Genomic DNA, 24,886 nt, shown 5'->3' with positions numbered 1-24,886 from the left:
ACACCCGCGATAGCCGCATCGCGGACGCACCGGTGCCGCTGGACACCTCCCGGACGGCGGCACATTGCCCTCAGCGCCACTGTGCGTTACCCGTCCGGTCAAAGATCGCCCGCGGTGAAACCATCCCGGGCGTGACGTTCGTTGAGCCGACGTGACTGAACTTCGCCGGCTCGGCTCGTCCGACCTTCTCGTCTCGTCCCTCTGCCTGGGCGGAAATGTCTTCGGCTGGACCGCCGACCAGGCCCAGTCCTTCGCGGTGCTGGACGGCTATTTCGCCGGGGGCGGCAACTTCGTCGACACCTCCGACTCGTACATGAACTACTTCCCTGAACAGGGCAACGAACCAGGCCAGTCCGAGACCATCATCGGCAACTGGCTCGCCGACCGCGGCAATCGCGACGACGTTGTCCTGGCGACCAAGGTGGGCGACCACCCGAACTACTTCGGCCTCGCGCCCGCCACCATCAAGGCCGCTGCCGAGGAGTCGCTGCGGCGGCTGCGCACCGACCACATCGACCTCTACTACACCCACTTCGACCACGACGAATCCATCCCGGTCGACGACATCATCGGCGCACTGGACGAACTTGTGCAGGCGGGCAAGGTGCGCGCCATCGGCGCTTCCAACATCAGCCCCGAACGGCTCGCCGCGTCACTGGCCTTCGCCGACCGCGCGGGCACCGCCCGCTACGTGGCGCTCCAGCCGCAGTACAACCTCGTCTCGCGCGACACCTACGAAGGCGCACGACGCGAGATCGTGCAGCGCGAGGGGCTGGCGTGCGTGCCGTACTTCGCGCTCGCCTCGGGTTTTCTCACCGGCAAGTACCGTCCGGGCCAGACCGTCGAGAACGTGCGCAACGTGCCCGGACTGGCAGGCGGCTACGCGGACACCGAACGCGGCGCGCGGGTGCTCGACGCCGTGGCCCAGGTCGCCACCGCCCGCGGGGTGGAGATGGCCACCGTGGCGCTGGCCTGGCTCGGGCAGCAGCCGACGGTGACCGCGCCGATCGCCTCCGCGCGCACTGTCGAGCAGTTGCCCGCTCTGCTCGCAGCCCAGGACCTGCACCTCTCGGACGCCGAGTTGGGCACGCTCACCTCGGCCTCCTCCTGACCGGTGCCCGCGGTCAGGAGGCACAGGTTCCAATCTGTTGCCCTTTCGGGTCGAGTTCCCCTGGCGACCGAGGTCGGCGGATGTCGCCTTATACCGGGAATGGCCCGGTCAGAAGCGACCGCGCGGTGGGTGGTGTGCCGGTGACCCGGTGTGCTGAGCTGGGAGAGTGAAGCAGGAGGGATTCACGGTGACGTTGTCGTGTCGCCGCTGATCGGGCTGTACACAATACCGACTGGGAAGTGAGCAGGATCTCGTGAGTAATCCGTTGGTCGCGCCGGTGAAGGACTCGACGACGGCGGTGTCCGGTATTCCGTTGCTGGAGGGCGCGACGGAGCTGAAGACGGCGATCGAGAGCAAGGACTGGGCCGGTGTGGCGATGGGCGCGGTGGGGACCGCCCTGGACGCCCTGACGATGGCGATGGACCCGATCGGCGCGGTCTTCGCCGCCGGGGTCGGCTGGTTGATCGAGCATGTCGGCCCGCTGAAGGAGGCGCTGAACGCGCTGACGGGCAACGCGGACGAGATCGCGGCGCAGTCGGAGACCTGGACCAACATCGCCAAGGAGCTGGAGAGCGTCTCCGCGGAGCTGGTGGATCTGGTCGAGAAGGATCTGCAGAGCTGGAAGGGTGACTCGGCCGACGCGTACCGCAAGCAGGCCGAGAACACCGCGACCCTGATCGCCAGCGCGCAGAAGGGTTCCGAGGGCGCGGCCAGCGGGGTGAAGACCGCGGGCGAGGTGGTGGCCGCGGTCCGCACGCTGGTCCGCGACATCATCGCCGAACTGGTCGGGCATCTGATCTCGTGGGCATTGCAGGTGGTGTTCACACTCGGGATCGGGATGACGTGGGTGGTGCCGCAGGTGGTGGCCGCGGTGGCGAAGACGGCGTCGAAGATCGCGAGCGTCACCACGAAGCTGGTGAAGGCACTCAAGGCGTTGGTGCCGTTGCTGAAGAAGGCCGGGACGCTCTTCGATGACGCCGGGAAGGCGTTGAAGGGCCTCAAGGGCGGCAAGCCCAAGGCCCCACCCAAACCGAAGGACATCAACTCCTCGAAGGGATCGCCGGGCAAGGACGGCAACTCGTCCGGGGACTCGACCACGACCTCCAGCGCTGGTCCGGGATCGACGAACACTGGCGGGACCGGTGGTGGGAACAGCGGCGGCGGTTCGCGGCCGCATGGCGAGACGGACCAGGGCGGCACACACGGGCCGGGCGGGGCGCCGCCACCGGGTCGTGGCCCTTCCGGCGGGAACAATTCGACCTCCGCTTCGGGTGCGGGGCCGGGTGTCCGGGGGAACAGCCGCGGTCCGCGGCAGGACGGGGTTCCCGACAAGAACAAGAACACCTGCGGTGACCCGATCGACGTGGCCGCCGGTGACGTGGTGCTCGCGCAGACCGACGTCGAACTGGCCGCGGCGCTGCCGCTGGTGCTGCGCCGCGTGCACCTGTCCTCCTACCGGGCGGGCTGGTCGTTCGGCCCGAACTGGGCGTCCACTGTGGACCAACGGCTGGAGGTCGACGGGGAAGGGGTGTCGTTCGCCGGCGATGACGGCACGCTCCTGTTCTACCCGCATCCGATGCCGCAATCCCTGCCGCTGGCAGGGCCGCGGCGGCCGCTGGCGTTGACCGGCGAGGGCTACACGGTCACCCTGCCGGAGCAGGGCCGGACGCTGCATTTCGGCGGCGGCACCGGGGTGCTGCCCTTGCGCGCCATCACCGATCGCAACGGGCACCGCGTCGAGTTCGTCCGCGACGACGCCGGAGTGCCGACCGAGATCCGCCACAGCGGGGGCTATCGCATCCGGGTCGAGTCGGCGGGCGGGATGATCCGCGCGCTGCACCTGTGTGGCGCTGACGACGGTGCCGACCTGCTGTTACTGCGGTACGGCTACGAGCACGGCCGGCTCGCCGAGGTCACCAACGCCTCCGGGACACCGCTGCGGTTCGGCTACGACGGCGCCGGCCGGATGACCGGCTGGACCGACCGCAACGGTGCCTGGTACCGCTACGGCTACGACTCCGAGGGGCGGGTGGTGCGAGCCGAAGGTTCCGGCGGATTCCTCAGCGGCACCATGGCGTACGAGGACAAGGTGCGGCGATGGACCAACTCGCTGGGACAGCAGACCGTCTACCACCTCAACGAACTGGGCCAGACCGTGCGTGAGGTCGACCCGGCAGGGCACGAGGTCCGTTCGGAATGGGACGCCTTCGACCGGCTGCTCTCCCGGACCGATCCGCTGGGCCGGACAGTGCGGTACGAGCACGACGAGTTCGGGAACGTGGTGGCGGTGACCCGGCCGGATGGCTCGCAGACCCGGTTGGAGCACAACGGTCTCGGGCTGCCGGTGACGATGATCGCGGCGGACGGGACGGTTTCACGGCAGGAATACGACGAGCGCGGCAATCTCACCCGCACGATCGACGCGGCGGGCCGCGCGAGCGGCTATGGCTACGACGAGCAGGGGAACCTCTCCACGATCACGGACCCTCTCGGCGGAGTGCGCACCATCCTGAGCAACGACGCCGGACTGCCGGTGTCGGTCACCGATCCCTCGGGCGCGGTCACCCGGTACGAGCGGGACGGATTCGGGCGGGTCTCCGCCGTGGTGGATCCGGCCGGAGCCACCACGCGGTTCGGCTGGACCGTGGACGGCCTGCCTGCCTGGGAGACTTCGCCGGACGGGACCACGCAACGGTGGATCTACGATGGCGAAGGCAACCTGCGTACCTATGTCGACGCCCTCGGCCAGATCCATCGCACCGAGGTCACCCATGCCGACCTGCCCTCCGCCGAGACTCGTCCCGACGGCACCCGCATGGAGTACGGCTACGACACCGAACTCCGGTTGACCAGCGTCACCAACCAGCAAGGCCTCGTGTGGCGCTACGAATACAACGTGGCGGGCGATCTGGTGCGGGAGACCGACTTCAACGGCCGGGTGCTGACATACCGGCACGACGCGGCCGGGCAGCTGGTCGAACGCGTCAACGGCGTGGGGGAGACCGCGCAGTTCCACTACGACGTCCTCGGGCGCGTCGTGGAACGCCGCAACGGCGCGGCGGTCACCACGTTCGCCTACGACGCGGCGGGCCGCGTGATCGAAGCGACGAACCCGGACGCGCGTGTCACCTTCACCCGGGACCTGGACGGACGGGTGCTCACCGAGACGGTCAACGGCCGCACCGTCGCCTCGGTCTACGATCCGCTCGGCAGGCTGGTCCGCCGCCGCACGCCGTCCGGAGCGGAGAGCGTGTGGGACTACGACGCGGGTCCCCGGCCGGTGTCGCTGCACACCGCCGGGCGCACGCTGCGCTTCGCCTACGACAGCGCGGGCAACGAAACCCGGCGGGAATGGGGCAGTCAGGCGGTACTCGCCCAGTCCTGGGACGGCGGCCACCGGCTGCGCTCGCAGTCACTCACCGATGCCACGGGAACCGAGACACAGCGACGTTCCTACCGGTACCGCGAGGACGGTTTCCTGACGGCCATGGACGATCGGCTCACCGGTCCGCGCCGGTTCGACCTCGATCGCGTGGGCCGGGTCGTGGCCGTCAGCGGCTCGGGCTGGAGCGAGCGATATGCCTACGACGCCGCGGGAAACGTCGCGCACGCGTCGTTGCCGACCTCTCCCGAGCCGACCGGCGAGGAATTCGGCGCACGGGAATACCGTGGCACACTGATCCGCCGGGCCGGCAACGTCCGCTATGAGCACGACGCCCAGGGCCGGGTGGTGCTGCGGCAACGGAAGCGGTTGTCCCGTCGCCCCGACACGTGGCGGTACTTCTGGAACTCCGACGACTGCCTTTCCGAGGTGCTCACCCCTGACGGCACCCGCTGGCGTTACCGTTACGACGCGCTCGGCCGCCGGATCGCCAAGCAGCGGCTCACTCCCGACGGTTCCGGGGTGCTGGAGCAGATCGAATTCGCCTGGGACGGGCTCGTGCTGGCCGAACAGGCGCACACGGTCGGCACCGGTCCGGGGGACGCCCGTGTCACGGTGTGGAACTGCGAACCGGACACCGGCCGCCCGCTGACCCAGACCGAGCGATCACCGCTGCGCCACGCGCCGCAGCAATGGATCGACGAACAGTTCTATTCGATCATCACCGATCTGGTGGGCACGCCGACCGAGCTGGTGGACGACCGAGGCGACGTGGCCTGGTTCCACCGCACGACGCTCTGGGGTGCCACGGCGTTGAGCCGGGGCGGCGCGGGAACCGGCACCCCGTTGCGTTTCCCCGGCCAGTACCACGACCCGGAAACCGGCTTCAACTACAACGTCCTGCGCCACTACGATCCCGATTCCGCCCGATACGGCAGCGCCGACCCGATCGGCCTGCGAGGGGGAGCCAACCCCCATCAGTACGTGCCCAACCCGCACACCTGGCTGGACCCGCTCGGGCTCACCCCGTGCCAGGAACAGCTCGCCGCCGATCTCGGCGACCGGGCCTCCTATTACCACCGCATGCTCAATCCGCGAACCGGCGAATACAACACGGTGTCCGTGATCAGGGTGCGCGACAGTCAGGGCAACGAATTCAATGTCGTCACGCAGAATGGCGGAGACGACTTCACCAAAGCGCAGCGAGGAGCCGCTCAGCCCGGTGATCTACTGGTTCGCGTACCCGGTGGAGTCGATCGGCACGCCGAGATGAACGGGATGGCCGTCATCCGGAATCAGGGATGGACGCCGATAGCCGGCGGCGCGAGCAGGCCCGTGTGTACGCCTTGTGGCACGACATTGTGGAACCAGCATGGTGCTCAGGTGGTCGGGCCTGAATACCTGGGCGAGGGGACCGGGCAGACCGGATTCATCTTCCCCCTTCCCGCGAATCCGACATGACGAACGAGAGGCCGATCGACCGCTCGGATGCCGACGGGATTCAGTCGATGGCGCGGGACGACCTCGTCGACCATCTGGTCGATGAGGTCGGCGCTCACTTCCCAGTCCGGCGAGAGAACTGGCGAACAAGCATCCCGGATCTATTGAGGGGTAAGTCAAATGTGGCGTGACTGGGCCTCTTGCGGCGAAGGACCCTTCGCTGGATCCGAGGTCGGAGGTGCCCTTTGTGGCGTGCTTCTGGGCCGGGCTGCGGGCGGCAGTCGTCCCTGAGTGTCCACAGAGGACGCTCTATGGCTTCCTGATGTCCGATTGATGGCTAGATGTGCAGTTTTGGCAGGGGTCGTGAGTGGTAAAGAGGGTTAGAACCCGCTTTGCCGCTCACGACCCCCTTCGCAAAACGTGCACATGGGCATCAATCAGACATTTTGTCACTGAGGGGGCGTCCTGGGGGGACGGTCAGAGGGCGGCCGATTTGGATCCGCGACACTGAAGCCTCCCTTCAGCGCATCGGACGCGGCGAAGGGAGCCCTCGATCCGGCACGGCCCGCTTGCGAACACGACACGTTTGCCCCTCTCGTCAATAAGTCGTAGCCCGCCCAGTCGTGCACCCAAGGGTCAAAGAGCTGGTCGAACGGCCCTGCGCATGGAACTTCCAGTGGTGGAATGAGCGGTCACGGCGCGGCGTAGGCGGGGGAGGCGGAATCATCATCAAGGCGACCCAAGCCAGGCACCGCGCCGCGCCTGAGCGCCCGCGTCAGGCGCACCGAACCGGACGGTTTTTCCCCAACCGATCGGACAGCCTGCCTTCCTCGTTCCCAATGCAGGACGATGGACGGGCGTTTCATCAGAATTTCATGGACAGCCGATAGCCTCACCCGAGGTCGAATCTCACGTCTTTTCGCAGGAATCACAGCTGATCCGGATGGAGCAGTTCGGCCGAATGCGTCACCGCTCTATTCCGTGCGCGACAGAAATCGCTGTTCTTCGCCGGACCCGGAAGCCGATTTCCTGATTCCAAAGGGGGTCGAGGGCATGTTTGCCTTCGCGTGGGCTCGTCCTGTTCGTCATCGCCACAAGGCGATGGTGGTCGCGTTGTTCCTGGCGTTGGTGGCGATGACGGTTCCGAGCGCGGGTCCGCCCGCCTCGGTGCGGGTCTCGGGTGAGAACGGGGCGTTGACGACTCCGGAGCATCCGGAGGGGACGGCCTTCGATCCGAATCAGATCAAGGACATCAAAGCGGCTGATCCGGGGGCCGGGGTGAACCTGATCGGGCCGCCGTCGGCGAACGCCATGGGTGATGCCCGCTTGTCGTATCCCCTGGAGGTGCCCAAGGGGAGAGCGGGCCTGGAGCCGAAGCTGGAGGTGAAGTACGGCTCCGGAGGTGCGAACGGCTGGCTGGGTGTCGGATGGGACGTCGCCCTGCCGTCCATCACGGTGGACACCCGCTGGGGCGTGCCGCGGTACGACGCCGGCCTGGAGACCGAGACCTACCTCCTGAACGGTGCGCAGCTCACCCCCGTCGCCCACCGGGGCGAGCTACAGAAGCGGACGGCGGAGAAGGTGTTCCACGCCCGGGTGGAAAGCCGGTTCGATCGGATCGTGCGCCATGGAGACAATCCGGCCGGTTACTGGTGGGAGGTCACCGACAAGGCGGGCACCCGCATGCTGTTCGGCGGGACAGCCGACACGACGCTGACCGACAAGGCAGGCCGCGTCGCCACCTGGGCGGTACGCGAGATCCGTGACACCCACGACAATGTCATGCGCTACCGCCACGCCAAGGTGAACGACGGTGGGACCGCCGAAGCGAAGGTGCCGGGCGGCAACCTGTATCCGCAACGGATCACCTACACAGGCCATGGCGACGCCGAAGGCAGATACTCGGTGACGTTCCTGCGCGACAGGGACCGTGGCGAGCCGCGCCGTGCGGACGTGCAGATCGACGCCCGCGGCGGCTTCAAGAAGGTGACCGCCGACCTGCTGCGACGGGTCGAGGTGAAGCTGGACGACCAACTGGTCCGCGCCTACGAGCTGAACTACCGGACCGGTGCGTTCGCCAAGACGCTGCTCGCGTCGATCTCGCAGTTCGGTGCGGACAACCGCCTTTTCACCACGCACTCCATGGACTACTTCGATGACGTCCGCGACAAGGACGGTAATTATCGCGGATTCGCCGAGGGCGCGAAATGGGCGGTCGCCGACGACGACCTCGGGGTGAACGTACGTGAAGGGGAGGCGTCCGCGTTGTCGGCGAGTACGTCGGTGAGCGCGGGCGGGCATCTGTACACGGGCTACAACCCGGTCGCGCCGATCAAATCGGGCTCGGCCGGGGTGAAGATCGGCGCCAACGCCGGTGTCTCCGACGGGCTGCTCGCGCTGGCCGACGTCAACGGCGACAACCTGCCGGACAAGGTGTTCCGCAAGGGCGGCGAGGTCTGGTACCGGCCGAATCTGGCCACACCGGGCGGGCAACCACGCTTCGGCGACACCGCGCTCAAGCTGCCGGGGCTCCCCGCCATCTCCTCGGAGTCGACGTTGTCCGGCACGATCGGCGTGGAGGCCTTCGCCGGGGCCGCGGCGCAGCTGGATCTGGTCTCCACGATCACCACATCGGATCGCTACTTCTCCGATGTCAACGGCGACGGGATCACCGACCTGGTCAACAACGGCGGTGTGTTGTTCGGCTATCTGGACGCGAAAGGTCAGCCCGCCTACAGCGAGGACAGCAAGCGGACCTCGGTCCCGGTGTCCGGGGGAGTGGCGTCGGGGGAGTTCGTCGGCGACCAGCGGGCGGCGTTCGACCGGGCGGTGGACACCGCGCCGTTGCTGGACAGCGTGCGCCGGTGGGTCGCGCCGTTCGACGGGACAGTGCGCATCGACGGGCGGGTGCGGTTGGAGAAGGACATGTCGCCGCAGCGCGCCGCGTATCAGAAGGCCGACGGGGTGCGCGTGACGATCCAGCACAAAGGCACCGAGTTGTGGGCCCAGCGGATCGGCCCGGACGATTACCTGGAGTTCGCGCCGACAGGTGTCAGCGCGATCGCGGTGCGCAAGGGAGAGGCGATCTACTTCCGCACCCAGTCCATTTTGGACGGGATGTACGACACCGTGGCATGGGATCCGACGATCACCTATGCCGGCAGCGCGAGTATCGATGTCAACGGGTTGAGCAACTCCGTGTTCTCCGCGTCCAAGGACTTCACCCTGTCCGGGCGGCAGTCCCAGGTCACCGCGCCGGTGACCGGAACCTTGAAGCTGACCGGTGACGTGGTCAAGGACAAGGTGACCTCCGACGACCTGAGAGTGGTGATCACCCGCAACGGCAAGGACGTAGTCAACAAGAAGTTGCCCGCCGCCTCGACCGGTACCACCCCGATCGACGTGAGCGTTCCGGTGACGGCGAAGGACAGTTTGTCGTGGCGTTTGCGGGCGGATTCCGCGATCGATCCGAGCGCGCTGAAGTGGGTGCCCCAGGCGCACTACACCCAGGCGGAAGGAGTGGAGACCGTTGTCGACGAGAACGGCAAGCCGACGATCGTGATCAACCCGCCGTACGACCTCGACATGTATCCGGTGTCGAATGGCTCTACACCACAGAAGGCCTGGACGGCGGGCCAGACCGGTCAACTGTTCGTGCAGCCTTTCATCAACCCGATCGTGATGGACAAGGACAATCACACGTTCGTGTTCACGATCAAGAAGCGCGGCGGGCAGCTGCTGGGCAAGCAGGTCATCGAGATCCCCGGCGGACTGACTCCCAAGCCGACGCCGCCGCGGATGACGGTGCAGGTCACTCAGGGCGATGAGCTGTTCTTCGACTTCGCCTCCCAAGAAGAGAAGGCGCCCACGCTGATCAGCGCGTCGGCGATGGTCGGTTTCAACCCGTTCTTCCTGCCGCAGGTGTCCGCCACGGTGTCCGCGTCCGCGAAGCCGGGCGCGTTCGCCCAGCCCTACCGCGGGTGGGGGGTGATCGGTTATCAGGCGCAAGGTGACCGGGCGACCAAGCCGATCGTGGAAAGCGATCTGGTGCTGGACGAGAGCTTCCGCGACTCGCTGCCCAAGGCGCCCAAAGAGGAGGACGTGCCCGGGTTCAAGGCGGATCCGAAGGTGACCATGCCCAGGCTCGCGGTGCTCGTGCCGATGCCCGCCGAGGGCAGATGGGCGGGCGCGGACGAGAACACCTGGGTCGGGCCCGGCACGACCGCCAGTTCCCGGTACGGCATGGACACCATCGACGTCGTCTCCGACGCCGATGTGGCCGGGGCGAAGGGTGTGCCGCGCCGGGGGATGACCGTGCAGGTCTCGACCACGCTCGGCGTCGGCCCGGTCGGCGGCAGCCTGGCGGGCGGCATCACTGCCGGTGGTGTCGACTTCCTCGACCTCAACGGGGACAGGTTCCCCGATGTCGTGGGAAGCAGCGGGATCCAGTATTCGGATATGACCGGTGGGCTCGGCGGGACGCGGGGGTCGCTGAACGGGACAGTGCGTGACACGAACTCGGTCGCGGTGTCGGTGTCCGCGGGGGCGGGCAGCCCCGCGCGGACGATGGGTACCGCTCGCGGTACCGACGCGCCCGAAGCGGACGCCGCTTCGACCACCGCCAGGGCGGGGTTGGAAATGCCCGCGCTGGGAATCGGCGGCAGCGTCGGCGGTGGTGAGTCGGCGACGGTGCGGGATCTGCTCGACATCAACGGTGACGGCCTGCCCGACAAGGTCCACGCCGACGGCAAGGTCGCGCTGAATCTGGGTTACTCGTTCGCTGACCCGGAGCCGTGGCCCGCGGGCGCGGTCAACACAGCCCAGACCGGGAACGTCGGAGTCAACCTCGGGGTCAACCTCGACAACTACGGCTTCGCGGGCGGCGTGTCGGCGACGCTGGGCGCGACGACGACCAAGGCCGGCCTGGCCGACGTCAACGGGGATGGCCTGGCCGACCGCGTGTTCGCCGGCGAGGCCGGGCAACCGATCTCCGTGGCGGTCAACACCGGTAGCGGTTTCGTGGCGCCCGTGCCGTTCCGCGGCGGGTTCAGCGAGGTCGCGGTCGACAAGAGCGCGAACCTCGCCGGCGGTGCCTACTTCACCTTCGGCTTCCCGATGCCCTTCGGTGGTTTCCTGGTGTTCAACCCCGGCGCCGACGCCTCCACCGGCATCGGCCGTAGCGAGATCGGCCTCCGTGACGTCAACGGCGACGGGCTGGCGGACCACGTCAAATCCACCCGCGACAACGAATTGCTCGTCGCGTCCAACCAGACCGGCCGCACCAACCTGCTCCGCTCGATGACGAGGCCGATGGGCGGGCGCGTCGACCTTGACTACACCCGCACCGGCAACACCCAGGCCATGCCCGAATCTCGCTGGGTCCTGTCCCGTACCACCGTGTCCGACGGCCATCGCGGCGACGGAGCCGACACCCAGCTCACCACCTATCGCTACGAAAACGGCGAGTACGACAGGCTCGAACGCGAATTCCGCGGCTTCGGCAAGGTCGTCACCGAGCAGCGCGACCCTGGTGCGGCCGACGCGCTCTATCGCTCGACCACCGACGAATACCGCACCGACGGCCCGTACACGGTCGGGCTGCTCGCCCGCACCCTGACCGCGGACGGCGCCGGACGGCCACTCGCCGAAACCGTCAACACCTACCAGCTCCGCGACGCCGACGGGGGAGCGGCGAAATCGGCCAGTGTGTTCCCGCAACTGACCAAAGTGGACAAGCACTTCTATGAAGGCGCCGCCGAACCCGGTAAGTCCACGCGGGTCGAGATGTCCTACGACGAGTACGGCAACCTGATCCGGTCGTTCGACGCGGCCGATGTCGGCGCCGCCGACGATGTGGAAACCACCTACGGCTACAGCGCGTCCGATCCGGCTTGCCGGGACCGCAACATCGTCGGTGTCGTCAACCTGGTCAAGCAGCGCGGTACGGTCGGCGACGCGGTGTCCCGGCACAGTGAATCCACAGTGGACTGCGGATCCGGGGCGATGCGGCAGATCCGCCAGTACCTCACCGACAGTGTTTCGGCCGACACCGACATGGAGTACTACCCGGACGGGAACCTGAAATCGGTCACCAATCCCGCCAACCGGTCCGGTCAGCGCTATCGGCTGGAGTACGGCTACGACACAGTCGTCGGCGTCCACATCGAGTCCATCGTGGACAGTTTCGGACTGCGATCGAGCACTACGCACAACCTCAAGTACGGTCAGCCGGAGCGCACCACCGACCAGAACGGCCAACTGGTACTGCGCGTCTACGACAGTGTCGGACGGCTCGACACCGTCACCGGGCCGTACGAGATCGGGTCCGGCAAGGCCACGATCGACTTCGACTACCACCCCGAAGCCGCCGTTCCCTACGCCACCACCCGGCACCTCGACCGCGACGCCGCAGGCGTGCGCGAGGACACCATCGACACCGTGACCTTCGCCGACGGCCTCAAGCGTCTCCTGCAGACGAAGAAGGACGCCACCGTCGCGGAGAAGCCCGGTGACGAGCCGGAACAGGTCATGACCGTGTCCGGGCGCGTCAAGTTCGACTTCGCCGGGCGGGTGGTGGAGCAGTACCACCCGGTCACCGAACCCAAGACCGGCGACAACAGCACCTTCAACGCCGCCTTCGACACGGTGGCGCCGACGCGCGTATCGTTCGACGCGCTCGACCGGCCGGTCAAGACGGTCGAGCCGGACGAGGTCACCAGCACCACGACCTACGGATTCGGCCCCGACAGGGCCGGAACGACCCGGTTCGAGACGACCGTCACCGACGGCAACGGCAAACAGAAGCGCACCTACCAGGACGTCCGCGAACTGACGACCGCGGTGAAGGAGTTCAATCCGGCGGGTGGGCAGCCGGTCATCTGGACCGGTTACGGCCACGATCCGCTCGGCCGGCTCACCGCCGTGGTGGACGACAAGAACAACACCACCCGGTCCGAGTACGACACCCTCGGCCGCCGCACCGTCCTGGACAGCCCGGACGCCGGTCGCACCGAGACCCGCTACGACCTGGCGGGGAACACGACGGCGAAGGTCACCGCGAGCATGACTGCGGCGGCCAAGCAGGTCGAGTACGACTACGACCAGAATCGCCTCAAGGCGGTCCGATATCCGACCTTCCCGGCCAACAACGTCACCTACACCTACGGCGGACCGGGCGCCCCCGACAACGCCGCGGGTCGGGTCACCGAAATCCGCGACGCCGCGGGTACCGTCACGCGCGGTTTCGGCCCGCTCGGGGAGACCGTCCGCGAGACCCGCACCATCAAGATCGCCGGGCAGGCGGACCGCGCTTACACCAGCCAGTGGCGCTTCGACGCGTTCAACCGTGTCCTGCAAATGACCTATCCGGACACCGAGGTCCTCACTTACACCTACGACAGCGGCGGTCAAGTCGTTCGCGCCACCGGCACCAAGAACGGCACCGGCTACACGTATCTCAACCGGCTCGACTACGACAAGTTCGGCCAGAAGGTCGTGCAGGAGGCCGGTAACGGGGTACGCACGACCTACACCTACGACCAGGCCGACCGCAGGCTCGCCACCCTGAAGTCGAAAGCGCCGGGCGGCACCGAATTCCAGAATCTCGGCTACACCTACGACAAGGTCGGCAACATCACGAAGCTGGCCAACGAGGTGCCGGGGAACGGAACGATCGGCGGGCCCAGCAGCCAGACCTACGGCTATGACGACCTCTACCGGCTGACCAGCGCCAATGGCCAGTACACCACCAAGAACAACCAACAGGACAAGTACTCTTTGGCACTGGGGTATGACTCCGTCCACAACACCACCACCAAGACCCAGCACCACGAGATAACCGGATCCCTCGCTCCGGCGGGGGTGGAGAAGGCATCGCTGAACCAGGGCGCGACGTCGCCGGTCGGGGGCGGCGGGGGAAGCCCTGCGTCGGGCCCGACGTGGTCCGGTCCGATCGAGCCGGTCGAGGATCCGGCCAACCCGGCCGAGGTCCAGGACAAGACCAGCTACGACTACCGGTACGACTACGGGAGCGGGAAACCGCACGCGCCGAGCAAGGTCGGCCCGATCACCCAGGCCTACGACGCGAACGGCAATCTCACCGACACGGTGAACACCGCGGCGGGCGGCAAACGACGTCAGTACGTGTGGGACGAGGAAAACCGCCTCGCCTGCAACTCCGACGACGCCACCACGGCGGTTCCTCAGACGCCGGCGGGCTGCGCCGGTGCGGCCGTCACCTACACCTACGACGCGGCCGGTGAACGCGTCGTCAAGAACGGTGACGGTCAATCCCTCTATCCCAACCGTGGCTACAGCGAACGGAACGGGACCGGCTACAAGCACATCTTCATCGGCGACAATCGCCTCGCCACGAAGACCGTCGCGGCCGAGGGTGTCGAGAACGCCCAGTCCTTCTTCCACGCCGACCATCTCGGCTCGTCCGGCTACGTCACCGACAACCTGGGCACCGTCACCGAACATCTCGAGTACATGCCGTTCGGGGAAACCTGGGTGGAGGAACAAGCCGGGCGCGGTGGGACTCCGTACAAGTTCACCGGCAAGGAACTGGACGACGAGACCGGCCTCTACTATCACGGCGCCCGCTACTACAACCCCAGAACACAACTCTGGGCAGGCACCGATCCCGCCCTCGCCGAATTCATGGCCGGATCGAAGACCGCGGGAGGTATCACCGATTCACGGAACCTCGCCGTCTACAGCTACACCCACAACAACCCCGTGATCTTGACCGACCCCGATGGCAGGGAACCTCAACCGGCGATTCCGTCGCCGCCGCCACCGCCGATGGCCGAGAATCACGAGAAAGCCAACAAGGACGGATCGGGGCCGAAGAACTACGACACGTGGAAGCCCAGCCTGGTGGAGAAATCGACGCTGCAGACGCTCAGGGCACAAGCGTTGCTGGGCGCGGGGGCGGCCAGTGATGCGGGGATGGTGATCGCGGCGGACATGCTGGTGCACTTCCTCAGCAATTCCGGGAGTCAGTACACCGTCAATGTCGACAACATGCTGAAGCAGATCGACGGGTTCCAAAGCAAAGTCGAGGGTATCGCCCTCAGGGCGGCGATGGAGGTATGGAGTGGCTTCCCGTCCGGTCACCGAGAGTCCTTTGCCTTCGAAACCGGCTACACGAACAATCATCGGGCGGAGTACAAGTCCAACCCGGACTGGTATGCCGCGCTCGGTACGTTCGACTTCCAGATCAGCGGTGTCGTCACGCCGACCGCCGACGGTGGCTACGACATCACCTATCAGGTGAGCATCTACGACTACTACAACTGGGAATCGACCGGCTGGCGCCCGTGGCGGCAAGCATCCGATCTGAATGATCTGCATCGCGCCGGGTGGGCGCAGAACTTCGATGTCATCGGAAGGTCCAGCCCGCGAACCTTCCATGTCCCGCCCTCGTGATTCCTGACCAGGTTGCCGTGAAGGAAGTCCTTTGGGTGACGGTCATGTCGATGTCTTCGATCTCGCCGACCCGCCCTTCGGCTTGTGCGCCGGTCCGGCGGTCGAGCCGCTCTGCCTGCCGTCTCAGTACTGTGACGTCGTATGACCGAGATCGAGATCACTGGAGACCTGGTCCGCGACCTGCTGCGGGAGCAACATCCAGACCTTGCGGGGCTGGCCATCCGTGAGGTGGCGGGCGGCTGGGGCAACCAGATGTGGCGTCTCGGGAACGAGTTGGCAGTGCGCATGCAGCGCATGGATTCCACACCGGAGCTCCAGTTCAAGGAGCGGCGGTGGCTACCCGTGTTGGCCCCGCGCTTGCCGCTGCCGGTGCCGACCCCGGTGCGGTTCGGCGAACCGTCCGAGCGCTTCCCCAAGCACTGGACCGTGATGACGTGGGTTCCTGGTGAGCCGGGGGACCACGGCTCGATCAACCGCGGCGCCCACGCGGCCGACACGCTGGCGGGTTTCCTCCGGGCGCTCCATGTGGCGGCGCCCGCCGAGGCGCCGATCGCTAAAGACCGCGGTGCCCATCCAAAGGACTGCACGGGCGGCTTCGAGAACTTCTTCCAGGCCGTTGCTCCTGACGACATCGCTGCCGACGTCCGGGCCGTCTGGGACGACGCCGTTGCCGCCCAGGTGTGGGAGGGCCCGCCGGTGTGGGTGCACGGCGACCTCCATCCCGCGAACGTCGTCGTCTCGGACGGAACGCTGTCGGGCATCGTCGACTTCGGTGACCTGTTCGCCGGTGATCCAGCGTGGGACCTCGCCGCCGCATGGGTGCTGCTCCCCGCGGGCACGGCCTCACAATTCTTTGACACGTACGCGCATGCGGACGAGGCGACGATGCGGCGGGCCCGCGGGTTGGCCGCGATGAAAAGCCTCTTTCTGATGCTCATGGGGCAGAACGGAGATCGGGGGCTTCCTGGCGGGAAGCCTCACTGGGGACCTGCGGGTCGGGCCGCACTCGATCGTGTTCTGAAGGGTGTTTGACGCACGCTTCGTTGAACCTGCTTGTTTAAGGGCCGCGCGGCAGTACTCCTCGGCTGGTTGGGTGCTCGGGGGCATTCCGGCTTCTCCTACCCGTCAGCGGCTCGTGTGAGGGCCGGAATTCCGAAGGTGCTAGTGGGTGTGCAACGTCCTGGCCGGTTTCCGCGACGTCCTCGACATGACCGACGACGCGCGGCCGGCAGCCGCGAGCGCCTCCTCAGCGCCGGGTCCGGCACCGTCTTCGGTGAAGCGGCTGCCGGAGCTGACCCGGGCCGCGATGTGGACCACCGCGATCGTGATCACCGTGCTGACCGCGGGCGTGGTGACTGTGCTGTGGTGGCCTGCCACCGCCGGTGCCGGACTCGTCGGCGCGGACCTGGTGAAGACCCGTCTCGACGCGCTGAAGATCGGGCTCAGCGTCGGTGTCGGCAGCGGCGGTGTGGTCGCCCTGTACCTGGCGTGGCGCCGCCAGCACTCCACCGAAGCCGACCTCGACAACCGCGAACGCGTCCTCGCCCAGCAATACGAAGTCCTCGCCCACCAACAGGCCGTCGCCGCCGCCACTCAGGCATACCAGGAACGCGTCGCCAACGAGGCCCACGTCGATGCCGCCGCCCGCCGGATCACCGAGTTGTACACGAAGGCCGTCGAACAACTCGGGTCCGACAAGGCCCCGGTCCGGCTCGGTGGCCTCTACGCCCTCGAACGTCTCGCCCAGGACAACGAAACCCAGCGTCAGACCATCGTCAACGTCCTCTGCGCCTACCTCCGCATGCCCTACGATCCTCCAGCCGAGCCAGACCATGACGATGACGCCGGTACCGAGAGAAGTGACAACTACCGCGAGCGTGTACAGGAACGCGAAGTGCGGCTCACCGCTCAACGCCTCCTCCACGATCACCTCGACCCCATCCGTGACACCGCTTACTGGGGTGCGCTCGATCTGGACCTCACCGGCGCCCAGCTCATCGACTTCGCCTTGACCGGCGCCCGGGTCGGAACCAGCACTTTCCGCAAAGCGATCTTCTCCGGCACTGCCCGGTTCGGCAGGACGACCTTCACCAGGGACGCCCGGTTCGACGAAGCGGCCTTCACCGGTGACGCCCGGTTCGACGAAGCGACCTTCACCGGAGCCGCCTGGTTCGGCGGGACGACCTTCACCGGCGATGCCCAGTTCGGCAGGGTTACCTTCACTGATGACGCTCTATTCGGTCAGGCCACCTTCATCGGTGACGTTCTGTTCAGCCAGGCGTCCTTTTCCTATGCCGCCTGGTTTGGCGAAGCGACCTTCATCGGTGACGCCTGGTTCAGCAAGGTGACCTTCATTGGTGACGCCCGGTTCGGCGAGGCGACCTTCACTGGTGACGCCTGGTTCGGCGAAGCGACCTTCACCGGCGATGCCCGGTTCGGCAGGGTGACCTTCAACGGTGACACCCGGTTCGGCGAGGTGACCTTCACCGGTGACGCCTGGTTCGACAAGGCGACCTTCTCCGGTATCCCCGAGTTCGGCGAGGCGACCTTCAACGGTGAATGCTCGTTCGACGACTCGACGGCCGATGACATGGCCTTTCGCCCCGCTGGCCTCTCCAGAACAGTCGATGACCCCACCAGCCAGGGCTGACTGACGCTGGTGAAGGTGTTTTCGGGAGGTCTTCCGACCCACTTCGGCTATCGCTGCGGAAGCGGTGGCTGCCGAAACGCGAGCGGCGATCGACTCCATTGGGCCGACAGGATCGTGTCCGCCAACGCCGCCGCCGATCCGCGTGCCGTTCCCCGGTGGCTCAGCACGAACGTCACCGATCCCGGATCGGGCAACCCGCTGACCGGGACCAGCCCGTCCGGGACCACGGACGCCGCGAACAGGCCGACGCCGAGTCCTGCTTCGAGCCCGGCCCGTAGGCCGTTGAGCCGTTCGCTGACGCAGCCGATCCGCCACTGGACACCGTTACGGCGCAACGCGTTCAGCGCGCGGGCCCGGGTGACGCTCGGCTCCGGGTAGAGGACCAGCGGCAGCGGCTCGCCCGGGATCAGGTCCAGTCCGGGCGAACTCACCCACACGAGCGGATCCCGTCGCACGCCCTGTCCGGAGTCGCGCTTGGCCAGCACCAGGTCGAGGTCTCCGTCAGCGAGCCGGGAGTGCAGCACCTCGCTCAGCTCGACCGACAGTTCGAGGTCGATCCCCGGATGCGCGCTGCGGAACCGGCCGAGGACGTCCGCGGCGTGGCCGAGCAGGAAGTCCTCGCACACCCCGAACCGGACCCGCCCGCGTGGGCCCGGCCGGGAGAAATATCGCAGTGCGCGGTCCTGCTGGTCGAGGATGCCACGGGCGAATCCGGTCATCGTCTCGCCGTCGCCGGTGAGCCGCACGCTGTGCGTGTCGCGCTCGAACAGCACGCTGCCGAGCGCCGTCTCGAGGCGGCGGACATGCTGGCTCACCGTCGACTGCCCGAGATCCAGCCGGCGGGCGGCTTCGGAGAACCCGCCCGCCTCGGCCACGGCGAGAAAAGTGCGCAGCAGGACCGGATCGATCACTACTCCGGAGTACCACTGTCAGTGCACGACCGTCTACCAGGTGTGTGCGCTGCCACTACCGGCGGCGGGTGATCACCACCGGCTTGAGGTCCTTGGGGATCGCGGCGAACGCGGACACCGGAACCCCGAACGAGGCGGCGAGAATCTCCCTCGGCAGCGAGTTCAGCGTCCCGACGATGCCGATGTCGTCGTTCGGCTCCCCGGTACTGGTGTTGAACATGACGAGCACGTCCAGGCCTTCGGTGGTGCTGGCATTCGCGAAATAGTGAAAGAACCCCTGCGGGGCGAAGACGAGTTCCCCTGTACTCGCGCTGAAAACTTGGTTGTGGTAGCTGCCGTCCTCGTGCGTGCCGAGAATGCTCCAGTCCGCTTTGCCGGAAATGATGTAGCTCAGCTCCCACGCGGAGGGGTGCCAGTGCGGTTCGCGGACCCCGCCGGGATCGAGGTGCACCAGATACACCGAGCCCTGCTGACCGGCCAGCACCGGGAAGTTCTTCTCGTGGGCTCCACGCAACGTCCCACCGTCATGGACGACCGGCGCGGATTTGGCGAGCGGGAAAACATACGGTGGCGTGGTCGTTTTGGCCGGTTCCTCCGAGCTCGCCCCCGCCGTCCCGGTCGCCCCGAGCGCAGTCGCGGCGGCGATTCCCGCACCCGCGCCGAGCGCACCCCGCCTGCTGATTTCCGACATTCTCTCCGCCTTTCCCAAAGAACGAGGAAGATTAGCTTCCTCATGATTCTTTCCAGAAATACGAAGACCGGAAAGTGTCTCGCGCGGATCACTGCTATCGCGAGTCGCGATGAGCGGCCGCGCTCCTGAATCTGTGGAACAACGACATTTCCGGCGCGCTCGGTCTGAGGCCGTCGAGGCCGCAGTGGCGGAGGCGACCGGCCGAGGGTGCGGCTCGGGAATGGTCCAGGCTGTCGCCGGTGTTGTCCGACATCGAGGTTCGCCGGGTTGGTTCGACGTGGACTGACAGTGACGAATCCGCCTGGTTTCGGCAGGGCCGGGTCTCGCGAGTCACCGCGAATGACGGAGCGTTTCTGCTCTGATCCCGTGCGGTCAGAGAAGACGGCCCGTGGAGGTTGGGATGGCAGCCGAGTGGGCCGAGTTCCTCGCCCACTTCGAGTTGCGGAAAGTCGCATTGGGAACCTGCGGCCGTGACTATGGATCCCCTTGTGCGCATGAAAACGCCTGTGTCAGGTGCCCACTCCTCCGGGTTGACCCAGCCCAATTGCCGCGGCTGGAGGAGAGCCACGCCAACCTCGTCGACCGTCTGGACGAGGCGAAAGAGCAGGGCTGGCTGGGCGAGGTCGCCGCGATCGAAACCACCATGGCCGCCGCAGCCCAGAAACTCGAGGCCATGCGCGCCCCCGAGCGACACGCCTGGGGACACCGCCCCCGAATCGGCGGCTATCGTGCAGTCGTGACAGGCTCTGGAGCGCGGCCGCTGCTGTTCCTTGACGTCGACGGGCCGCTCATCCCGTTCGGCGCTCCGTCAGGGCAGTACCCGATATATCCCTCCGACGACGACTCACCCGCCGCCAGCTCGAACCCACTCCTAGCCAGGGTCGATCCCGGGCATGGGCCCCGTCTGACCGCGTTGCCCTGCGATCTGGTCTGGTCCACAACATGGGGCGCCGAAGCGAACGAATGCCTATCGCCGCGACTGGGCCTTCCGCAGTTGCCGGTGGTCGACTGGCCGGAGCCTCCCGAGTATGAGCGGCAGGACGGGCGAGATGGACTGCACTGGAAGACCCGCGCGCTCGTCGACTGGGCCGCAGGACTGCCATTCGCCTGGGTCGACGACGAGATCACCGACGCCGATCGGAAGTGGGTGCGCACACACCATCGGGCACCTGCTCTACTGCAACGCGTCGACCCCCAGCATGGCCTCGTCGACGCCGACTACACCGCTCTTGCCGAGTGGCTGAAGAGGCTGAAATGCATAGCCGCCGACGTGGGTGTTCAGTACTGATGGCCAGGGCTGAGGGGCATACTGGTGAAGTGGATGGTTCGGACACGCCGAAGGCCGAGTGGGTCGCCAACCTTCCCAGCGGACCGCCGGAGAAGGAGGCCCTCGCACGCCTCGTCGACGCCGATGGCGGCCGGGACGATGCCGAGAACGCCTACTACGAGGCTTTCGCTGACCCGGACTTCGTTCGAGTCGAGACCACTCAGCGCCGCTTCCGCGGCCAGTACCTCCGACGACTGCGACGCCTGGCAGCGCGGCATGACCACTGGCACCTCACTGATTGATCGACACGCCCGGCAGTAACGCATCGCGAAGATTCCTTCGTGGCAGAGGGTCACAGTGACGGTTCGGATACCGCCAAACCCACTTCAAGATCATTTCGGTTAAGCACGCGTGCTCGTGCTGGCACCCGTTCCTGGAAATGCTGCTGGAACTCAGGCCATTCCGCATCGGTCGGTTCGCGGTACTCCTCGGCCGGCCGGATCGCGCGACGCTGGGCGAGGAACGCCCGGTAGGTGCGGACCAGATCGCCCTGCAGGCTGGATCGCCGGCGACACCAAGATCGCCTCCCGCCGGTTCGTGAACGCCCTGGCCTCGATCGGGGCCACCGGCTACCGCACCTTCCCTGTCGACGTCGTCGACCACGACGGCTCGCGGCTGGGCGATTTCGTCGGATTCGCGATCGAAGACGACGACCCCGCCAAAGATCTGCGCTTCGCCAACGGCGTGCAGTTCTGGACTTCGCCGCCACCGGCCGGGTCGTCGAGGCCCTCACCCACGCCGGCGTCACCGGACTGTCCATCACACCGGCGTAAGGATCGCGCCCCCTAGTAGCCTGGTTGGCCTCCAGTTGCGGTCTGCTATGACCAGTTGCCTCAAGTTCAGTAACGGGAGCCCGGATTTCCGCTGCTTCACAGTTCCGGCTCCGGTGTTCGGGAAAGGCGACTCAACGACGCTGATGGTCTCGCTGAATCGCCATTCCGTCGAGGTAGCACCGTGCCGTCCCGTGGCATCGCGGGGTGGTTCCAGCTGAGCCGTGGCCATCTACCGCATCCGCCGGCAGATGGCCACGGTGCTTCTGATGGTCAGATGCAACCGGGAGTGCTGTATGCCGGGTCCGCGGTAACCCATACGGTCGCGCCGCTCTCGGTCGTGGTCCGGTAGCGGTTGGATCCTTCGATGGCAGTCCACACGAAGCAGCGAGGCCACGACCAGGTACCCGCCCAGGAACCGCCTGAAGGCGCGTTCCACAGCGTCATCGAGGTCGCGGTTACCTGGCGCGTACCACCCAATACCTGATTGACGTCAGCGGAGCCGCCCGGCACGGCCTGAGCCGGAACGGTCCCTGTCGCCGCAAGCACCAATGTCGCCACAGCCACCGCGATCTTTCTGCCGAGACCTACCCTCACGTCACCCTCCTAGGCGCTGGATACGTTGTGGCAGCGGCAACTGCAGCTTTTCCGCTGCCGGCGGAGTACCCAACTTACGGAGCAAAACTTCTGACGTGTTCCACTGAACGTGTGCCGTCAAAGGCCGTCGCGTTACACCCGAACGTGTCTGCATTCCGGCAGCACTCACCGCTATCGTCCCCAACCTGGCTGCGCGACTGAGGTCGCGCAGCACAAGGCACGATCAAGCTGGCGCTGCGTGACAGCGTATTCCTCGAAAATTCGCAGCTGCGCGACCGGTGACGCACGATCGACGGCCACATCGACCTCGGTTGGGTCGGCGCCCGTACCGTCGCCGACCCCTCGGCACAGCGGCGCCGTCGTGAAGCCTGGCGACGACTCCGAACCGACGATCTCCTTCCGCCGGGAAGAGGTTGAGCGACTTCCACTTCACCGCGCCCGGAGAACTTCCCATTGTGGTCTGGACCACATTCGAGAGCGAGTCCGTATCTACCAATGGAGGTTCGAGTAGGCAACCGACGAAGGTCGGGTCAGTCACGGAGCAGATTCCGTTACAGGCAAACGGGTGAATTCGCGTTCTTCCGTATCACCCTGATGTCATCGATGATCGAAAGTGGCCGTTATAAGGCCGTTTTCGGGGGTTGCACAATACGCTGCACGTGCGCATGACCGTGCTGCTCACATGATGAGAATCCGGATTGGCAAGATCATTTTCTCGTTTCCGCAGTTGGTGGCGTTGCGGACGGGGAAGAAGTGATCTTCGGGCGCCCGTTTCCGCTTTTCCGCGTTTGAATCGACGGTCCGCAGGGAACCAGGAGGCGCCGTCATGGCGTCGCCTACGTCGAAAAACGGCCTGAACTGGAAAAAGTCGAAGAAGGGAGGGAGTCCGCGATTGTTTCGTCGGGCGCCGAGTCCGGCGGCTGGAACTTCCCTCTTCGTTTGTTCTTAACGCATCCGCCATCCCGTGGATGTGTTACTTCGAGCTTGCCTTCTTTGTGTTCGGTGCTCGATGTGGTTCCAGGATGTGCGTCGGGTTGACACTGGTTCAATTAAATGAAAGCCAGATATTGCCACCCTGTGTAGTGTCGAGAGCTTTTCGGCCGAGCAGCCTTTCCCACCATTGGCGGTACAGACGATCTCCCTCCCCGGGCAGCGTGTTGTTCCGGCCCGATGTGGACACACCGTTCCACGGGTGGGGGAACAAGGAACGTGACGCGGTACGGAACGCGGCTCTCAACTCGGATTTTCTGTTGACAGGGGAGGAATCGGTCATGCGGCCTGCGCCAGAACAGTACGGCCACACTGGACGGAAACAGGTGCCGACGCGGCGGTTCCAAGAAGTACTGACCGGCTTGGCGAGCAGGCACGGCGTTCCGGGAGCACAGCTCGCGGTGCTCGAAGCCGGCCTGACGACAGTGGTCCAGACCGGTGTGGAACATCAGGACAGACGGAGACCGATGAGCCCGTCGTCCGCCGTACCGATCGGATCGGTCACGAAACTGGCCACCGCCACGGTCGTGATGGCGCTGATCGCGGACGACGACCTCGAACTGGACCAGCCGGTCGGCGAGATACTGGGCGACCCCGGTCTCGCCGAGGGAATGACGCCACGGCATCTGCTGAGCCACACCAGCGGCCTGCCCTCCGATCCTGCCGACGTCACCGGCGCGTGCCTGCGTGAAATCCGCGCGGCGGTTCCCGTCTCCCCGCCCGGGACAGCGTTCTCGTACTCGAATCTCGGCTATGCCCTGGTGGGATCGGTGATCGAAGCGGTCACCGGGATGACCTGGCGTGAAGCCGTCGAGGCGATACTCCTGCGACCACTGAAGATCGAGCCCGCCTACGCCGGAAGCCCGAGAACCGTCACCGGACACGGCCGTGCCACCGGACCGACCGGTGCGCGCCCCGTCGAGCAGGCCTTGCCGCCGATGCTCGAACCCGCGGGCGCGCTGGCGCTGAGCGCCGCGGACCTCATCGAACTGGGCCGGGTCCACCTGGGAAAGCCGGGATTGCTCGACGTCGTGACCGCGGCGGACATGCACCGGCGGGTGCCCGACGCCGAGCCGTTCGGTCTGGCCGACGGCTGGGGTTTGGGGATCGCGCACTACGAGGAAGACGGCGAAGTCTGGCTCGGCCACGACGGCACCGCCGACGGCACCTCCTGCCAGCTGCGGATCGATCAGGGGGGCGCCTGCGTCGTCGCGTTCACGGCGAACGGCGCCGCAGGCACGGACATGTGGCACGACCTCGTCGCCGAGCTCCGCGCGCTCGATATCGCGATCCCGGAACGACGGCAGCCCGTACCGGCCCGGCCCGTCCCGTTCCCGGCCGGCGACTTCGGCACCTACCGCAACGGCGCTCTCGACTACACGATCCGTCCCGGCGGACATGCCGGAGCCGACCTGGTCGTCGACGGCGAGATATTCCCCGAGTTCACCCTCCACGACGACGCCTCGTTCACGGTGCGCGACCCCGTCACCGGGCGCCCGACGCCGTGCGGCCGCCTGCGCGGAACACCCGGCGCGGCCACCGCGATCGAAATCGGCGGCCGCCTCGCGCGGCGTCACTGAGCCGT

The 24,886-nt window shown here is 66.7% G+C and carries 11 protein-coding genes; 9 read left to right on the top strand and 2 right to left on the bottom strand.

Annotation, left to right across the window (positions count from 1 at the left end):
• The first annotated feature begins 151 nt into the window (after positions 1 to 151).
• From ACFWMR_RS08790 to ACFWMR_RS08770, 5 genes are all read left to right on the top strand, one after another.
• The gene (locus ACFWMR_RS08790) at positions 152 to 1,111 is read left to right on the top strand and encodes an aldo/keto reductase (RefSeq protein WP_378377977.1); all 960 of its coding nucleotides are present in this window, start codon (positions 152 to 154) and stop codon (positions 1,109 to 1,111) included.
• A 253-nt stretch (positions 1,112 to 1,364) separates the two neighbouring features.
• The gene (locus ACFWMR_RS08785; protein ID WP_378377976.1) at positions 1,365 to 5,954 is read left to right on the top strand and encodes an RHS repeat-associated core domain-containing protein; all 4,590 of its coding nucleotides are present in this window, start codon (positions 1,365 to 1,367) and stop codon (positions 5,952 to 5,954) included.
• A 1,032-nt stretch (positions 5,955 to 6,986) separates the two neighbouring features.
• On the top strand, positions 6,987 to 15,365 hold the full coding sequence (locus ACFWMR_RS08780; RefSeq protein ID WP_378377975.1) for a SpvB/TcaC N-terminal domain-containing protein: 8,379 nt from the start codon (positions 6,987 to 6,989) through the stop codon (positions 15,363 to 15,365).
• Positions 15,366 to 15,506: 141 nt separating this feature from the next.
• Positions 15,507 to 16,397 (top strand): aminoglycoside phosphotransferase family protein, encoded by an 891-nt coding sequence (locus ACFWMR_RS08775; protein ID WP_378377974.1) that lies wholly within the window; start codon positions 15,507 to 15,509, stop codon positions 16,395 to 16,397.
• Between the two features lie 136 nt (positions 16,398 to 16,533).
• On the top strand, positions 16,534 to 18,015 hold the full coding sequence (locus tag ACFWMR_RS08770; protein ID WP_378377973.1) for a pentapeptide repeat-containing protein: 1,482 nt from the start codon (positions 16,534 to 16,536) through the stop codon (positions 18,013 to 18,015).
• 47 nt (positions 18,016 to 18,062) lie between these two features.
• Here ACFWMR_RS08770 and ACFWMR_RS08765 read toward each other — a convergent pair whose 3' ends face one another.
• Together ACFWMR_RS08765 and ACFWMR_RS08760 are read right to left on the bottom strand one after the other, a co-directional pair.
• A complete protein-coding gene (locus ACFWMR_RS08765; RefSeq protein WP_378377972.1) occupies positions 18,063 to 18,926 on the bottom strand; it encodes a LysR family transcriptional regulator in 864 nt (287 codons plus the stop codon).
• Positions 18,927 to 18,981: 55 nt separating this feature from the next.
• A complete protein-coding gene (locus ACFWMR_RS08760; RefSeq protein ID WP_378377971.1) occupies positions 18,982 to 19,617 on the bottom strand; it encodes a cupin domain-containing protein in 636 nt (211 codons plus the stop codon).
• 544 nt (positions 19,618 to 20,161) lie between these two features.
• Between ACFWMR_RS08760 and ACFWMR_RS08755 the strand changes: the two genes are divergently transcribed.
• The 4 genes from ACFWMR_RS08755 to ACFWMR_RS08740 all read left to right on the top strand — a co-directional run bounded on the left by ACFWMR_RS08755 (position 20,162) and on the right by ACFWMR_RS08740 (position 24,881).
• Positions 20,162 to 20,905, top strand: a complete 744-nt coding sequence (locus ACFWMR_RS08755; RefSeq protein ID WP_378377970.1) for a hypothetical protein — start codon at positions 20,162 to 20,164, stop codon at positions 20,903 to 20,905.
• Positions 20,906 to 20,934: 29 nt separating this feature from the next.
• Positions 20,935 to 21,186: a hypothetical protein gene (locus ACFWMR_RS08750; RefSeq protein ID WP_378377969.1), complete on the top strand. Its 252-nt coding sequence runs from the start codon at positions 20,935 to 20,937 to the stop codon at positions 21,184 to 21,186.
• Between the two features lie 295 nt (positions 21,187 to 21,481).
• On the top strand, positions 21,482 to 21,733 hold the full coding sequence (locus ACFWMR_RS08745) for a hypothetical protein (RefSeq protein WP_378377968.1): 252 nt from the start codon (positions 21,482 to 21,484) through the stop codon (positions 21,731 to 21,733).
• A 1,849-nt stretch (positions 21,734 to 23,582) separates the two neighbouring features.
• The gene (locus ACFWMR_RS08740) at positions 23,583 to 24,881 is read left to right on the top strand and encodes a serine hydrolase domain-containing protein (RefSeq protein ID WP_378377967.1); all 1,299 of its coding nucleotides are present in this window, start codon (positions 23,583 to 23,585) and stop codon (positions 24,879 to 24,881) included.
• Positions 24,882 to 24,886: the final 5 nt, after the last annotated feature.

It is taken from the genome of Amycolatopsis thailandensis, assembly GCF_042723255.1.
In the GTDB taxonomy this organism is placed as follows: domain Bacteria; phylum Actinomycetota; class Actinomycetes; order Mycobacteriales; family Pseudonocardiaceae; genus Amycolatopsis; species Amycolatopsis thailandensis.
Note: the sequence above shows the minus strand (reverse complement) of the source record. Positions and strands in the feature narration are given on the sequence as shown.